The 15,331-nt window shown below is 36.1% G+C and carries 12 protein-coding genes; 9 read left to right on the top strand and 3 right to left on the bottom strand.

Translation table 11 applies throughout. The features are described from left to right. The first annotated feature begins 303 nt into the window (after window positions 1-303). The 8 genes from ccoG to Rain11_RS10960 all read left to right on the top strand — a co-directional run bounded on the left by ccoG (window position 304) and on the right by Rain11_RS10960 (window position 11,216). Complete coding sequence (ccoG, locus tag Rain11_RS10995) at window positions 304-1,716, top strand: cytochrome c oxidase accessory protein CcoG (RefSeq protein ID WP_101359420.1); 1,413 nt, start codon at window positions 304-306, stop codon at window positions 1,714-1,716. 66 nt (window positions 1,717-1,782) lie between these two features. After that, on the top strand, window positions 1,783-2,211 hold the full coding sequence (locus tag Rain11_RS10990) for a FixH family protein (RefSeq protein ID WP_165778124.1): 429 nt from the start codon (window positions 1,783-1,785) through the stop codon (window positions 2,209-2,211). Between the two features lie 34 nt (window positions 2,212-2,245). Then, window positions 2,246-3,037, top strand: coding sequence for an alpha/beta fold hydrolase (locus tag Rain11_RS10985; protein ID WP_165778123.1), 792 nt, complete (start codon window positions 2,246-2,248; stop codon window positions 3,035-3,037). 14 nt (window positions 3,038-3,051) lie between these two features. Continuing rightward, entirely contained in the window at window positions 3,052-3,645 is a 594-nt protein-coding gene (gene yihA, locus Rain11_RS10980) for a ribosome biogenesis GTP-binding protein YihA/YsxC (RefSeq protein WP_101359417.1), read from the top strand. 61 nt (window positions 3,646-3,706) lie between these two features. Then, window positions 3,707-4,408, top strand: coding sequence for a DUF5606 family protein (locus Rain11_RS13940; protein ID WP_165778122.1), 702 nt, complete (start codon window positions 3,707-3,709; stop codon window positions 4,406-4,408). A gap of 48 nt (window positions 4,409-4,456) precedes the next feature. Then, window positions 4,457-6,076 (top strand): DEAD/DEAH box helicase, encoded by a 1,620-nt coding sequence (locus Rain11_RS10970; RefSeq protein WP_101359416.1) that lies wholly within the window; start codon window positions 4,457-4,459, stop codon window positions 6,074-6,076. Between the two features lie 65 nt (window positions 6,077-6,141). Next, on the top strand, window positions 6,142-6,534 hold the full coding sequence (locus Rain11_RS10965) for a hypothetical protein (protein ID WP_133121573.1): 393 nt from the start codon (window positions 6,142-6,144) through the stop codon (window positions 6,532-6,534). A 242-nt stretch (window positions 6,535-6,776) separates the two neighbouring features. Then, window positions 6,777-11,216 carry a GAF domain-containing protein gene (locus Rain11_RS10960; protein ID WP_101359414.1) on the top strand — a complete coding sequence of 1,480 codons (4,440 nt, stop codon included), beginning with the start codon at window positions 6,777-6,779 and terminating at the stop codon, window positions 11,214-11,216. A gap of 73 nt (window positions 11,217-11,289) precedes the next feature. On the opposite strand, the gene Rain11_RS10955 is transcribed toward Rain11_RS10960, so the two are convergent. Genes Rain11_RS10955 through Rain11_RS10945 form a run of 3 tightly spaced genes read right to left on the bottom strand, consistent with a single transcriptional unit; the run spans window position 11,290 to window position 13,641 of the window. Further along, window positions 11,290-11,928 (bottom strand): class I SAM-dependent methyltransferase, encoded by a 639-nt coding sequence (locus Rain11_RS10955; protein WP_101359413.1) that lies wholly within the window; start codon window positions 11,926-11,928, stop codon window positions 11,290-11,292. Between the two features lie 27 nt (window positions 11,929-11,955). Then, window positions 11,956-12,912 carry a glycosyltransferase family 2 protein gene (locus Rain11_RS10950; protein ID WP_101359412.1) on the bottom strand — a complete coding sequence of 319 codons (957 nt, stop codon included), beginning with the start codon at window positions 12,910-12,912 and terminating at the stop codon, window positions 11,956-11,958. 6 nt (window positions 12,913-12,918) lie between these two features. Further along, the gene (locus tag Rain11_RS10945) at window positions 12,919-13,641 is read right to left on the bottom strand and encodes a WbqC family protein (RefSeq protein WP_101359421.1); all 723 of its coding nucleotides are present in this window, start codon (window positions 13,639-13,641) and stop codon (window positions 12,919-12,921) included. Between the two features lie 138 nt (window positions 13,642-13,779). Here Rain11_RS10945 and Rain11_RS10940 point away from each other — a divergent pair, with 138 nt between their 5' ends. Next, complete coding sequence (locus tag Rain11_RS10940) at window positions 13,780-15,312, top strand: P-loop NTPase family protein (RefSeq protein WP_101359411.1); 1,533 nt, start codon at window positions 13,780-13,782, stop codon at window positions 15,310-15,312. The last annotated feature ends 19 nt before the right edge of the window (window positions 15,313-15,331 follow it).

Raw genomic sequence — 15,331 nt, 5'->3', positions numbered from 1 at the left:
TTCTGTTTGTAAAAGCAGGAGGATTTCTAATAAATTTGGCATTTTTTTTAGGTTAATCGTTGGAAAATTTTCCTAAATAAATGCCATTTTTTTATTTTTCCAAATACCTCAATTGGCGGTCATATTGAAAGAAAAAATGAGTTTTTTCATTGCTTTGCTGATTTAATGCCTAAATTTAGAAATTTTAATGTAAAAAAGCTAAAAAACTTACAAGTATTTTTCTGTTCATACTCAAAGAATGAAATGATTTTTGTCATTTACCCAACGGAGCATTCAAGCTACTTTTGAAACAAAAAAAACGCTATGATAACCCAAGAGCAACCTACTTTTCGTGAGCAGTTAGGTGTTTTGGAAAAAACAGGTAAAAGGCATTGGATTTTCCCCAAAAAACCACAAGGATTTTACACCAACTTACGTAAAATTTTTGCCTTTTTGCTTTTAGCCATACTTTTTGGTATGCCATTTATCAAAATAAATGGACACCCTTTCTTTTTACTGAATTTTATTGAACGTAAGTTTATTATTTTTGGGCAAGCTTTTTTCCCACAAGATTTTTTCTTGCTCGCTTTGCTACTGGTGAGTTTTGTGGTATTTATAGCACTTTTCACAGTAGTATTTGGTAGGTTGTTTTGCGGTTGGGCTTGCCCACAAACTATTTTCTTGGAAATGGTTTTCAGACAAGTTGAATATTGGATAGAAGGCGATGCCTCTGCTCAAAAAAGACTTGCTGAAAGTTCTTGGACACGAGAAAAAATACTCAAAAAAACATTGAAGCACGCCATTTTTTTGATGCTCTCCTTTGTATTTATTTCTACATTTGCTTCTTATATTGTTGGAATAGATAGACTTAAAGAGATATTTACAGGTAGTTTTTCAGAAAATTGGGTTGCTTGGCTTGTGATAGGAGTATTTACAGGGGCTTTTTATGCAGTATTTGCATTTATTCGTGAAATTGTTTGTATTGTGATTTGTCCTTATGGGCGTATGCAAGGCGTGTTGCTGGATAGCAATTCTATTGTAGTTGCTTATGATTTTGTAAGAGGCGAACCTCGTGGAAAAATGAAAAAAGGAGACGCTACTCCCAAAGGCGATTGTATCGATTGTAAATTGTGTGTGCAAGTTTGCCCTACGGGTATAGATATTCGTAATGGAACACAACTGGAATGTGTAAATTGTACTGCTTGCATAGATGCCTGTGATGAGGTAATGGAAAAAATTGATAAACCTAAGGGGCTTATTCGCTATGATTCAATGAATGGCATAAAAACAGGTAAAAAATTTAGGGTTACAGGTAGAATGATTGGCTATTCGGTGGTGCTTACAATACTATTGGGTATAATGGCTACAGCACTGGCTGTGCGTAAGGACGTGCAAATCAATATTATGCGAACTCCGGGAATGCTTTATCAAGAAGTTGGTACAAACAAAGACACCGTATCTAACCTTTACAATGCTACTTTGGTAAATAAAACCTTCAATACGCAAAAAATTCGCTTGGAACTTGCCGAAGGGCAAATAGGAAAAATTCAGTGGGTGGCTACTTCGCAAGAGCTGGTTCTGCAACCCCAAGAAGTACGAAAAATTACTTTTTTTGTACAAATACCCAAAAGTTCAATTACAGCCAGTACAATGAAGGTGAAAATTAAGGCTTTCAATACTGAAACCCAAAAAACTTTATACAATACGGAAACTTCGTTTCTTGCTCCTGCGGAATAAAAATAACCTTTTATTCAATTTTAACCTTCTCAATGTCTAATGTCTAAAAGTCCAATATCTACTCAAATGAATTTCGGAACGAAAATAGCTATATCGGTAGCAGTTTTTGTAGTTTTTATTTTGGTGCTTTCGCTCATAATGATAAGCAAACAAACCGAAAGCGTGGAGAAAGATTATTATGAAAAAGATTTGCGTTATGAAGAGGAAATACAAGCTCAACGAAATGCTTCTGAATTTCCGATAAAATTTTATACTCATCAAGATACGCTATGGGTACAATTTGAGCAAAAAATAAATTACGAAAAAGGAGAAATTTCTTTTTTTCGTCCTGATAACAGCAAGAAAGATTTTGTTATTCCGTTGAATTTGGATAATAACGCCAGGCAGTTTGTTTATGCGGGTAATCTTGCAAAAGGCTTATGGAAAGTGCAAGTAAAATGGCAAGATAGTGAAAAAAAATTTCAAAGTCGTGTATTTGAGTGGCTAATTCCCTGAAATTTGCTAAATTAGCCCTCAAATACCTATGGCTATGCCTCAAACGGGTGAATATCTTCAAATAGAAAATCTGCAATGCTTACAAATAGGGGTAGGAGAAAAGGTTCTCGTAGCTTTTCACGGCTTTGGACAAACCCCACAAATATTTGAACAATTAGAAAATATTCTACCCGAATACACTATTTTTAGCTTTGATTTGCTTTCCTTTGGTAGAGAACCTTCTAAAAGTGAGGTTTTGAAACTTTTTGAAAAATTTTTCCAAAACCAGCAAATAGAAAAATTCAATTTACTTGCTTTTAGCATTGGGGCGAAAATAGCTTTATGTTTGCTTGAAAATTTTAGTGAAAAAATTGAAAAAATTACGCTTGTAGCTCCTGATGGCTTTCAAAAGCGATTTTGGTATAAATTTGCTACTTCGGTTTGGGGGAAACCTCTTTTTTGGCAATTTATTCGCTATCCTCAATGGATTTATCCCATTGCTGATTTATTAAGTAAAATATCTTTAATTTCCAAAGCAAAATATAGACAAATTAAAAACTTTACAGATACACCTCCCAAGCGATTGCTTTTATGGAAAACTTGGCTTTCGCAGAAAAACTTTTCTCCTATTTTGAAAAGCATTGAGGAAGTACTTTCACAGAAAAAGATAAAAATGCAGATTTTTTTAGCTTATCAAGATGAACTTTGCGATGAAAAACCTATTATTGCTTTCGCAGAAAAACAAAAGTCGGTTGAGCTATTAGCTACTTCGTATAAACATCACCGAATTTTGCAAGAAGTTCTGAAAGATAATAGATTTGCAGAATTTATGAACAATCTTAAATGATACTTTGAATTACGATGGAAGCCAAATTTGTAAAGAGTAGCACTACGTTGGAGCAATGTCCTCCTGCCAATAAACCTGAATATGCTTTCATAGGGCGTTCTAATGTGGGTAAATCGTCTTTGATAAATGCTTTGGTAGGGCAAAAAGGTTTAGCTAAAACCTCGCAAACACCGGGTAAAACACAGCATATCAATCATTTTCTTGTAGAAAATACTTGGTATTTGGTAGATTTGCCCGGCTATGGTTATGCAAAAGTAAGCCAGAAAGAACGTGAGCATTGGGAAAAAATGATAAAAAATTACTTATTAAAACGTGAAAACTTGCTTTGTACGCTTGCACTCATAGATTTACGCCTGCCACCACAAGCGAATGATATTGAATTTTTGCTTTGGTTGGGGCAGAATACTTTGCCTTTTGTAATAGTTTTTACGAAAGCCGATAAACTTTCTCATTTGCAACAAGCCAAACAAGAAAACTTGTATAAAGAAGAGCTTTTGCAATATTTTGAGACATTTCCTCGTTATTTTGTTACTTCGGCAGAAAAAAAGCAAGGATTGGAGGAGCTAAAACTCTTTTTGTACGAATTAAATCAAAATTTCAACAGATAAATTTGTCTTTTCGCAAGGAATGTTTTAGCTTTGTAGCCCTTTTTGAAAAAATAGCGTAATTATGGAATTAAAAGAAATCGCCGCAATTTCGGGAAAAGAAGGTTTATTTCGTATCTTAAAGCCTGCTCGTTCAGGGGTAATTGTAGAAACTTTAGACGCTCAAAAACGTAAAATGGCTGTGGGCGTTTCCGAAAAAGTTTCTATCTTGAAAGAAATTTCTATCTACACTACTACCCAAGAAGGCTCTGTTGCATTGGAGGAGGTTTTGTACAAGATGCACGAAAAATATCAAGGCTCTTTGCCTATCAATGCCAAAGCCGATACAGCCGATTTGATGGCTTTCATTGAGGAAATTTTACCTGAATACAATAGCGAAAAAGTATATCCTTCTGATGTTAAGAAACTTGTAAAATGGTATGAAATTTTGTTCCGTGAAGTTCCTGATGTGCTCGTGAGAAAAGCTGAACCAGTTGCCGAAAGTCCTACACAGGCAGAAATTCAACCCGAAACCATAGATAAAAAAGCCGTAGAAACCTCAAACGAAAATAATACCGAAGTAGAAAAACCTAAAAAAACACGTTCCACTAAAAAGAAGTCAGAAACTACCGAAGTTGAAAGTAAAGTAGAAGAGCCTGCAAGCGAAGAAAAACCCAAGAAGGCACGTTCTACTAAAAAGAAAACCGAGACTACCCAAGAGCAAGAAACCACTTCGGAAATAGAAAAGCCCAAAAAGAAATCTACCAAAACTCAAAAAGAAGCATAACCCCCAAAGCGAGAGTTAGCCTCTCGTTTTTTCATTTAATATAACAAGATGATGAAATTCACAGAATTAAACCTTTCTGAAAGCCTATTAAAGGCAGTTGCTGATATGGGCTTTACAGAACCTTCTCCCATTCAGAAGGAAGCTATTCCTTTGGCTTTACAAGGAAAAGATATAGTTGGAATGGCACAAACAGGCACAGGAAAAACTGCCGCTTTCGCTATTCCTTCATTAGAAAAAATCAATGAAAAAAGCAAAAATCCGCAGGTCTTGGTACTTTGTCCTACCCGCGAGTTGGCTCTACAAGTAAGCGAAGAATTTGAAAAACTTGCTAAATACAAAAAAATCCGTGTAGTTACACTTTATGGCGGAGACCCCATTGACCGCCAAATTCGTGCCTTAAAAGCGGGTGTGCAGGTTGTAGTAGGTACGCCTGGGCGTATTATTGACCATCTGGAAAGAGGCACTTTTCAAACAGAGCATATCCATACTGTTGTATTAGATGAGGCAGACGAAATGCTGGATATGGGATTTAGAGAGGATATTGAAGCTATTTTGGAAGAAATGCCCTTTGAACGTCAAACTTTGCTTTTTTCGGCTACTATGTCTAAACCTATTTTGGCGATTGTTCAGAAGTTCCAAAACGAACCGCAAATCGTAAAGGTTATTCGCAACGAGCTAACCGCTGAAAACATTGAGCAACTGTTTTATGAAATTAAAGCTACTGCCAAATTGGAGGTGATGTGTCGCTTGATAGATTTTTACAATTTGCAGCAAGTAATAGTTTTCTGCAATACCAAGAAAAAATCTGATGAAGTAGCTTTGGAGCTATTAGAGCGTGGCTACAAAACTGAAGCGATACACGGCGATTTGAGTCAAAGACAAAGAGAAAAGGTAATGAAGCAGTTTCGCGAAGGGGCTATCAATATTTTGGTGGCTACTGATGTAGCGGCTCGTGGTATTGATGTTTCAGGAGTTGATGCAGTTTTTAATTACGATATTCCCTTAGACCCTGAATATTATGTACATAGGATAGGCAGAACAGGTAGGGCTGGCAAATCGGGCAAAGCTTTTACTTTTGTAGTAGGTAGAGAATTTTTCCGCTTGCGTGAAATTCAGGATTTTACTAAAAAGCAAATCAAAAGAGGGGTAGTACCTTCTATAGAAGATTTGATAGGCATCAAACAGGCTCAGTTTGTAGAAAAAGTTGCTTCTATTGCACAAAACGAGGATTTAAGTACTTTTGAACCTCTGCTCACACAACTTCGCCACGCAGGCTTAAAAGACGAGGCTATTATTAAAGCCCTGATACAAATGCAATGGCAACATCAAAAAACAGAGTATTTGGATATAGAAATTCAAGATTTTAAGTCAAACAAAGAAAATTCCAAAGAAAGAGGTTTTAGTAAAGAAAAAGAAAGGAGAACAACAAACAAAAATATGGTTCGTTTGTTTTTGAATGTAGGTAAAATGGATAGGGTTCGTCCTAATGATATTGTAGGAGCTTTTACAGGTGAAACAGGAATTGCCTTCAAAAATATCGGACAAATTGATGTTTTGGAAAAGTTTTCTTTTGTAGAAGTAGCCAAGGAAGATGCCCCCAAAGTTATCAAGAAAATGAAAAATGCGACTATCAAGGGGAAACCTGTAAATATAGAACTGGCAAAATAAAATTGCCAGCTTTGTAGATTTTGTTTTATTACAATTTTTTTTTATATTTGCTTCAAAATTTTAATATGTTGCAGAGGTTTGGAATTTTTGGTATTTTGTTTTACATAGCAGTAACTTGTCAGAAAAAAGAGGAAGTGAATGTATGTAGAACTACCGAACCTTTCGTAGTAGAGCGTATCACTGACCCAAGTGGATTGCCTTTTGTACCCTATGCTATACAAGAATGGTCTTTACTTTTAGCAGAAAAAAACTACGAATGGAAAGATAAGAACCAAGTGATACAAGAATTTGGAGAGTATAAATTTGATGCCAACACATTAGATATAACTTTTATCCCTGCTACACGCAGTTTTTTTACAGATACCACTAAGGCTTATCGTTTTAAGGCAGAATACAATTGTAACGCATTAGTTTTGCGTTCTGACTCGCTTGCTGTTTTCGTATATTTGAAAAGATAGAAAGTAATTACTTCAAAAGTAAATATTTGTCTAAAAGTTTTTCAAGCGTTTTGAACACAATTCTATTGCGGGGCTAAAAATTGAAGGTTTCAAACCAAGTTATTCGAGATTTATTCAAAATCTGTTTTCATAAATTTTGGACAACTTCTAAAACACAGCTGAAATATTTGGCAAATTCATTTAGGATTTGTAAATTTCACAAGGTTTTTGTTTTCGTTCCACATAGATAAAAGTTTGTTATTATGAAACGTTTTAGAACTACATACATTGTAGCTCTTGTGATTGTAGCTATTTTTGTGATTTTAGCAGAAATAGCTGTACAACTCGGTTTTACAGCTTCAGAAGAAGACGCTAGACTTATCAATATAGCTAGTAGACAAAGGGCTTTGGTTCAAAAAATTGCTAAAAGCTCTGTAATTTTATCCCAAACTACTAATGTAGATACCTTTCAAATTTACAAAAAAGAACTAGCGGAAAGTTTGGATTTATGGCAAAAATCTCATCAGGCACTTTTGAAAGGGGATTTGGTGATAGGAATTAAAAGCCCCAAAAACTCTCCTGCTACTATACAAAGGTTTCAAGATTTACAGCCTTTTTACGAGCAAATTCAAACTGCCGCAATGGCTATTGCCGCCAACGATTATTCTTTGGTGATAAGTGATGAAACTAAAAAACTTGAAATAAAAAACAATACGGGAATTATTTTGGAAAATGAAGCCAAGTATTTCCCGATTATGAATGAAATTGTCGATCAGTACGAAAAGGAAGCTAAGGGACGTACAGATACTACTGCTTTAATAGCTTGGAGTGTTGGAATTATTATTTTAGGGGTTTTAGTACTTTTAGCTATTTTTTATTTCGCTCCCATAAGTAAAAAGTTAGAAAATTTTGTAGAAGAGATTGAAAATAAAAATAAAAAATTAGCGGCTTCGGAAATGGAATTAAGAAAGATTTCCGAAGAGCAACTCAAATTAAATGAAGATTTATTTATAGCCCAAAAGCAAGCCCAAGAACAGAACGAAAAACTCAAACAAGCGGAGGAGGAAACTCGTAAAGCTCTTGAGCGTCAAGAGCGTACCAATCAGAAATTGCTGGTGGCACAAAGAGAATTACAGAAAACACTCATTGAGCAAAATCGTATCAATCAGCAACTTATTGCGGCTCAAGAGGAAGCTGAAAAGAAAAGAAAGGAACTTGAAAAAAACGAGCAAGAAATGCGTATGCTCGCCGAAGCTCAATTAGAGGCAAATGAAAAGCTACTCTTGGCTCAAAAGCAAGAAGAGAAGGTAAGGCAAGAATTGGCTATTACGGCTCAAAAACAAGAAGCTCTCAATAGAATTTTACAAAAATCAATTCTTACGAATTCAAGCAATTTCAATGAATTTTTGGAGCATAGCATAGATGTTTTGAGTGAAATTAAGTTTTTGGAACTTTTGCCGGGGGTGGGTATTTTCTTAAAGAAAGAAGGAGAAAGCGAAGTGTATGAAATGGTAAGGCAAAAAAATATCAGTCCTAAAATTCAAGAGCTTTGTCATAATATCAAAACAGGGCAATGTTTGTGTGGTTTGGCTATTAAAACCAAAGAAACACAATATGCTCATTGTGTAGATGAACGCCATACCATACGTTTTGAAGGCATCAAAGAGCACGGACATTACAATATTCCAATTCTGTACCAAGAAGAAGCTTTGGGGGCAGTGGTAGTTTATTTACCTCACGGACATAAACGAGAGCAAGCTGAAATTAACTTTTTGGAAGCGGTTGCCAACATTATAGCCTCTACTTACATTAAAGTAAAAAATGAAAAAGAACTGCAAGCTACTTTGGAAAAAGTAGCTCGCTCTGAACAAGAAATGCGTATGCTCGCCGAAGCTCAATTAGAGGCAAATGAAAAGCTACTCTTGGCTCAAAAGCAAGAAGAGAAGGTAAGGCAAGAATTGGCTATTACGGCTCAAAAACAAGAAGCTCTCAATAGAATTTTACAAAAATCAATTCTTACGAATTCAAGCAATTTCAATGAATTTTTGGAGCATAGCATAGATGTTTTGAGTGAAATTAAGTTTTTGGAACTTTTGCCGGGGGTGGGTATTTTCTTAAAGAAAGAAGGAGAAAGCGAAGTGTATGAAATGGTAAGGCAAAAAAATATCAGTCCTAAAATTCAAGAGCTTTGTCATAATATCAAAACAGGGCAATGTTTGTGTGGTTTGGCTATTAAAACCAAAGAAACACAATATGCTCATTGTGTAGATGAACGCCATACCATACGTTTTGAAGGCATCGAAGAGCACGGACATTACAATATTCCAATTCTGTACCAAGAAGAAGCTTTGGGGGCAGTGGTAGTTTATTTACCTCACGGACATAAACGAGAGCAAGCTGAAATTAACTTTTTGGAAGCGGTTGCCAACATTATAGCCTCTACTTACATTAAAGTAAAAAATGAAAAAGAACTGCAAGCTACTTTGGAAAAAGTAGCTCGCTCTGAACAAGAAATGCGTTTGCTTGCTGAAGCTCAGTTAGAGGCAAATGAAAAGCTACTTTTGGCTCAAAGAGAAGCTGAAAAATCTAAAAAAGAACTGGAAGAAACTCTGGAACAGCAGAAAGTAATTACTAGCAGTTTGGTTCTTGCTCAAAAAGAGATAAGCAGACGTGCTGAAGAACTTGAAAAAGCAGAGCGTGAAATGCGTCAACTTGCCGAAGCTCAAATAGAAGCCAATGAAAAGCTGATTTTAGCTCAGAAAATTGAAAAAGAGCGTACCGCCAAAATAGAAAAGTACAATGCTATTCTAACAAATCTCTCCACTACACCTTTTGAAAAATACGAAAACTTGGAAAAGGCTCTCCAAGCCATTACAGAAGCCGTAGCAGAGGGTTTAGGTATTGAAAGAGCAAGTATTTGGGATTATACAGGAACAAGCCTCGTTTCCAAAGACTTATTTGAAAAAACTAAAAACCAACATTCGGCAGGGCTTGAGCTTTTTGCCAAAGACTTCCCTGCATACTTTGAAGGGGTACAAAGTGGGTTGGCTATTGTGGCTCACAATGCTCATACACATCCTAATACTTTTGAGTTTTCGGAAGTGTATCTGAAACCTTTGGGAATTAACTCTATGCTTGATGTACCTATTCGTGTAGCAGGGGAACTGAAAGGAGTAGTTTGTTGTGAGTATGTAGGTACAGATTTTAAAGAATGGACTTTGGAAGATGAAAACTTTGCTCGTTCTATTTCTGAAATTATTTCGCTAATGATTGAGGCAGATAAGCGTAAAAAGGCGGAAAAAGAGCTACAAATTGCTTTCGAAAGTCTTAAAAAATCTCAAAAAGAAATTGAACGTTTGGCTCTTGTAGCTTCCAAAACGGACAATGCTATTATTATCACTGATGCCAATGGTTTCATAGAGTGGGCAAACGAAGGTTTTGAAAGATTGACAGAGTATAAACTTGAAGAAGTAAAAGGTAAAAAACCGGGTTCATTTTTGCAAGGCGAAAAAACAAACCCTGCTGATGTGTTTGCCATACGTCAGGGAATCGCCTCGCTCAAATCTTTCTATCAGGAAATCTATAATTATTCAAAATCGGGTAGGGGCTACTGGCTTGGCATCAATATCACACCGCTCTTTGATGAGCAAAATAACCTCACTGGGTTTATTGCTATTGAAAGCGACATCACTGAACGCAAGCAAGTTGAAATAGAGCTTCAAAATGCATTGGAAAAAGCCCGTCGTGCCGAAGAAGATATGCGTGCTTTGGCAGAAGCTCAATTAGAGGCAAATGAAAGATTGATGATGGCTGAAAAACAACTTAAAGAAACCCTTGAACTTGAAAAGAAACAAAAAGAAGAGCTTGATAGACTCGTAGCACAGCTTAAAGAAACCCAAGGGCAACTCGTGCATAACGAAAAAATGGCTTCTTTGGGTCAGCTTACGGCGGGCATTGCTCACGAAATCAATAACCCTATCAACTTTGTGTATAATGGTATTGATACACTCAAAATCTCTTTGGACGACCTGATGGAAATTGTCAAGAAATACAATGAATTAGACTCTGCCAACGGCAACAAAGAAGAAATTATCCAACAAGCCAAAGAGCTCAAAGAACAATTAGGTTTTGAGGAATTGACCCAAGATATTGAACATCTGGTTGCCGATATCAAGAAAGGGGCGATACGTACTATGGAAATCGTGAAAGGTTTGCGTATATTCAGCCGTCTTGATGAGGAAGAACGCAAAATGGCAAATATCAAAGAAGCTCTTGAATCAACACTTATTCTACTCAATAATAAAATGAAAGGTAGAATAGAAGTGAAAAAATATTATGACGAAACAATGCCTGAAATTCTTTGCTATCCCGGTCAGCTCAATCAGGTATTTATGAATATCCTTAACAATGCTATTCAGGCGATACCTGAGGATAGAAAAGATGGAGAAATTACCATTTATACCGAAAATCAGGCTGAAAATGTGATTATTCGTATCAAAGACAATGGTGTGGGAATGAGCGAACAGGTAAAACGCCGAATTTTTGAGCCATTCTTTACTACCAAACCTGTTGGAGTAGGTACAGGTTTAGGGCTTTCCATTACTTTTGGTATTATTGAAAAGCACGGCGGTCAAATTTTCGTAAATAGTGAGGAAGGTAAAGGAACAGAATTTGTTATTCAATTGCCCAAAGAAAGAATTTAATACTCTCATTTGAACTATGAGCGGTAGTATCAGTATTGCGTGATATTACCGCTTTTGTTTTTCAATAAATCGCTTAATATTTGTTAAATTTTCTCACCAAAATAGTGAAATCAAACATTTGGTAATCGTGCAAAAGAGCAACATCACGGGAAAAATTTCGCATACAATAGTCAAACATAAAACAAGGATTTGCATAGTATAAATCGGAGCGTTGTTTTTCCTTATCCGAATAGCTTGTGAGCATATTGAATGCAAACCCTTTACGACTTTTCTGATTCATAATCCCCAGTGTCTCTAAAATATAGCTCAAAAACTCATATTCTTTGAGGTCTAATTTTTTATTGAAAATGCCACTTGCCACGACAAAATCAGTTTCTTGCATTTCAGAAGGGTGTTGTATGAGTGTAAAAGTTGCAAAATCAAGATGAGCATAAGTTTTTTGAGCTTGTTCAATCATTGCAGGGGCAAGGTCGTAGCCGTAGTAGGTAAAATTTTGAAATCCTTTTTTTTGCATAAATTCGGCTAATGCCCCATAACCACAACCTAAATCTGCAAGGCTGAAATGGGTATTTTGTGGCAGAATTTTCAGCAGTTGTTCAAATCTACCTGTTTGGGCTTGTTCATCTTTCCAATTGACCCCTTGGGCAGTAGAGCCGTGCAATGATAACTGCTCGGCATAAAATTCGTTCAGTGTTTCTAAAATCTTTTGCATAAATTTTGGTAGTAAAGGCTTAAAATATCAGCTTTCCAAGCTATCATCTTTGATTTTTATACTATCCTTTTCATACACGTTTCTGATAATACTTCTTGGACGTTGTTTGATTTCCAAGAAAATCTTTGCCAAATAAATACCTACAATGCCTATACTGAAAACAACCAACCCACCGATTGCCCAAATAGAAACAGCAAGACTTGTCCAGCCTTCTATTTTTTCGTCATAGGCAAAATATTGATAAATAATCCAAGTAATATAACCCAAAGCGAATAGAGTAATGAGTAAGCCTAAATAAAAAACAAAATACAGAGGTCTATGACTTACCGAAGTAATGGTATTGAGAGCGATTTGTAACTTGCGTTTAAGCGTATAAGTAGATTTCCCTTTGAAGCCTTTATTTACGATAATAGCTTTTTGCCTGAAACCTGCCATCTGAAAGATACACCATAAGTCCATTTCACGTTCGGGAAATTGTAGGAGAGCTTGTACATATTTTCGGCTCATCAGGCGGGCAGTGAGCGTATCGGCGGGATAGTTGATGTTAGAAATAAGACCGAATAATTTGTAATAAACTTTCCCACTCACTTTTTCAAACCAATTTCCTTTTCGTTTTTCTTGAACACCATAAATAACATCAAAATCGGAATTTTGCTCCAAGTTTTGCCAGTAGGTTAAGAGCAATTCGGGGGCTTCTTCAAGGTCGCTATCAATCAAAAAAATCCAATCGCCTGTGGCATTTTGCAGGGCAGTTAGCAAAGCAGGGTGATGACCAAAATTACGAGAAAGCTCTATGACTTTTACGTTGCTATCTTTTTGTGCTATTGCGATAGCTTTTTCCAAAGAGCGGTCAGGGGAGCCATCATCTACAAAAACAAATTCGTAGGAGCATTGAATTTTTTGTAGGCAAGCAAGGGTTCTGTTGTAAAATTCTTGTATGTAATTTTCGGAATAGTATAGCGTAGTAAGCACAGATATTTTCATACAGATTCAAAAGGCAGGTTCAAGATTTCTTTTTGCTGAAAAACTTTTCATAAAATTAGGGGCATTATAGCCTTCGTTAAACAGCAAATCAACGATAGAAACTTCGTGAATAAAATCGCCATAGAGTTGAGCATATTTAGGATAACCGCTATAATCTAAATACCTCACTTCAATACCATTTTCTTGAAAAAGATTTTCATCAAGGTAATTTTTGGCAGAAGCCCCTGTGTAATACTCGGTAGCATTGAGTTGTTTGCAAATATCAATCAGTCTTTCATTTTTGCCATTTTGGTAAATAGGAAAGTCTTTTGAAAAATAAATAGGGGTTTGAATACTTAATATTTTACAAACCAAACGAATGAGTTCTATATTGATTTCAGAAAGTAGTAAATGCTGGGTGTTTTGATAAAATTCTTCCAAAAGGGAGGCTATTTGTTCAAAATATTTGGCTTTTTTATAGTTGTATTCAAGGGTTTTCCAGTGTTTTTTAGCCCAATCTTTTTCGCTGATTTCTACTTCTTGTATTTTTTGAAAAAAATTACCTTTCACTTTTACAGGAATAGTGAGCCACTGCGTTCCTTGGGGTGTTTTGATGATATTGCGATTTCGCCAATCTCGTTTGGTATATTGAGCTTCATCATACAAAACTACTACATCAACTTGGTTGATAGCGTCAAAATAACCCTTCCAAGGAATGTAATTAGATTGCGTGATGATAACTTTACACATAATTTTGAAAAAAATTAAGTGAGCAAACAATATTTTTTTAATTTTTACGTTGCAAGAAACTTCTGCAAGATAGCAATTTTTTCTTTTGCAAAACAATCTTTTGTAAAAAGCGTTTTACTAAAAATAACCAGCAATCCGATGAAATCTACTCAAAGTTTGCTTTCCATACAAACACTCGGCGAACTGAAAGCCGCAGGGTATCAGGTGCGTTCTATTAAAGAGGAATTACGAGAAAACCTTATTCGCAAAATTCGTAATCACGAAAACCCATTTGAAGGTATTTGGGGCTATGAGGAAAGTGTTATTCCCGATATAGAGCGGGCAATTCTTTCCAAACATCATATTATTCTTTTGGGTTTGCGAGGGCAGGCAAAAACTCGCATTGCTCGCCTAATGGTCAATTTGCTTGATGAGTATATCCCTGTGGTGGCAGGTTCAGAGCTAAATGATGACCCTTTTTGTCCTATTTCTCGTTATGCGAAAGATTTGCTTGCCGAAAAAGGTGATGCAACGCCTATTGCTTGGCTTCACAGGTCGGAACGCTATACCGAAAAATTAGCTACGCCTGATGTATCAGTAGCAGATTTGATTGGTGATGCTGACCCTATCAAAGCCGCCAGTCTCAAACTGCCTTATTCTGATGAGCGTGTTATTCATTTTGGGCTTATTCCTCGTTCTCATCGTTGTATTTTTGTTATCAACGAACTGCCTGATTTGCAGGCTCGCATTCAGGTTGCATTGTTTAACATTTTGCAAGAGGGTGATATTCAGATTAGAGGCTTTAAGATGCGTTTGCCTTTGGATATTCAATTTGTTTTTACTGCTAATCCCGAGGATTATACCAATAGAGGTTCTATTGTTACGCCGCTTAAAGACCGCATTGATAGTCAAATTCTTACGCATTATCCAAAAAGTATTGAAATTGGAAAAAAGATTACTGCCCAAGAGGCTCATTTAGCTCCACAGCAAAAAGATAGGGTGCAAATAAGTGAACTTTTGCGTAATCTTATTGAACAAATTGCCGTAGAAGCTCGTCAGAGTGAATATGTAGATGCCAAAAGTGGTGTTTCGGCACGCCTGACGATTTCGGCTTTGGAAAATTTGGTAAGTGCCGCTGAAAGACGCTTGCTACTGAACAATGAAACACAAACTTACGCCCGCATCAATGATTTGATAGGTGTAATACCTTCTATTACAGGAAAAATTGAGCTTGTATACGAAGGAGAGCAAGAAGGAACAGCCAATGTTGCCCAGCATCTTATTTCCAAAGCTATTCGCAGTCAGTTTGTACAATATTTCCCCGAACCCGAAAAAGCCAAAAAAATGAAGGAAAAAAATCCTTATCACGAAGTTTTAGAATGGTTTGGCAGTGGAAATACTTTGGATTTACTCAATGATGCTTCTAATGAAACTTATCGCCGAGAATTGCGTAAAGTAAAAGGTCTGGAAAATTTAGTGCAAAGCACCTTCAAAAACATTAGCGAAAATGAAAAATTTTTGATGATGGAATTTGCTCTACACGGACTTGCTGAATATTCGCAACTTTCTAAAAAAATGCTTACTCGTAGCTTGCAGTTTTCGGATTTACTTTCGGGAATGTTTAATACCAAAGATTTTGGAAAGTTTGATGATGAAGATGATGATGAATTTGATTGGAAAAAGAGAAAGTAAAGGCAAGAAATAAGATGAA

Origin of the sequence: Raineya orbicola, from assembly GCF_002843425.1 — a bacterium.
GTDB classification, from domain to species: domain Bacteria; phylum Bacteroidota; class Bacteroidia; order Cytophagales; family Thermonemataceae; genus Raineya; species Raineya orbicola.
Note: the sequence above shows the minus strand (reverse complement) of the source record. Positions and strands in the feature narration are given on the sequence as shown.

Bases quoted from the DNA above. Each gene is read 5' to 3' on its own strand.
- Rain11_RS10950 (WP_101359412.1), bottom strand. From the start codon at position 12,912: ATGAAAATATCTGTGCTTACTACGCTATACTATTCCGAAAATTACATA.
- Rain11_RS10945 (WP_101359421.1), bottom strand. From the start codon at position 13,641: ATGTGTAAAGTTATCATCACGCAATCTAATTACATTCCTTGGAAGGGT.
- Rain11_RS10940 (WP_101359411.1), top strand. From the start codon at position 13,780: ATGAAATCTACTCAAAGTTTGCTTTCCATACAAACACTCGGCGAACTG.
- Rain11_RS10990 (WP_165778124.1), top strand. From the start codon at position 1,783: ATGAATTTCGGAACGAAAATAGCTATATCGGTAGCAGTTTTTGTAGTT.
- Rain11_RS10970 (WP_101359416.1), top strand. From the start codon at position 4,457: ATGATGAAATTCACAGAATTAAACCTTTCTGAAAGCCTATTAAAGGCA.
- ccoG (WP_101359420.1), top strand. From the start codon at position 304: ATGATAACCCAAGAGCAACCTACTTTTCGTGAGCAGTTAGGTGTTTTG.
- Rain11_RS10965 (WP_133121573.1), top strand. From the start codon at position 6,142: ATGTTGCAGAGGTTTGGAATTTTTGGTATTTTGTTTTACATAGCAGTA.
- Rain11_RS10955 (WP_101359413.1), bottom strand. From the start codon at position 11,928: ATGCAAAAGATTTTAGAAACACTGAACGAATTTTATGCCGAGCAGTTA.
- Rain11_RS10985 (WP_165778123.1), top strand. From the start codon at position 2,246: ATGCCTCAAACGGGTGAATATCTTCAAATAGAAAATCTGCAATGCTTA.
- yihA (WP_101359417.1), top strand. From the start codon at position 3,052: ATGGAAGCCAAATTTGTAAAGAGTAGCACTACGTTGGAGCAATGTCCT.
- Rain11_RS13940 (WP_165778122.1), top strand. From the start codon at position 3,707: ATGGAATTAAAAGAAATCGCCGCAATTTCGGGAAAAGAAGGTTTATTT.
- Rain11_RS10960 (WP_101359414.1), top strand. From the start codon at position 6,777: ATGAAACGTTTTAGAACTACATACATTGTAGCTCTTGTGATTGTAGCT.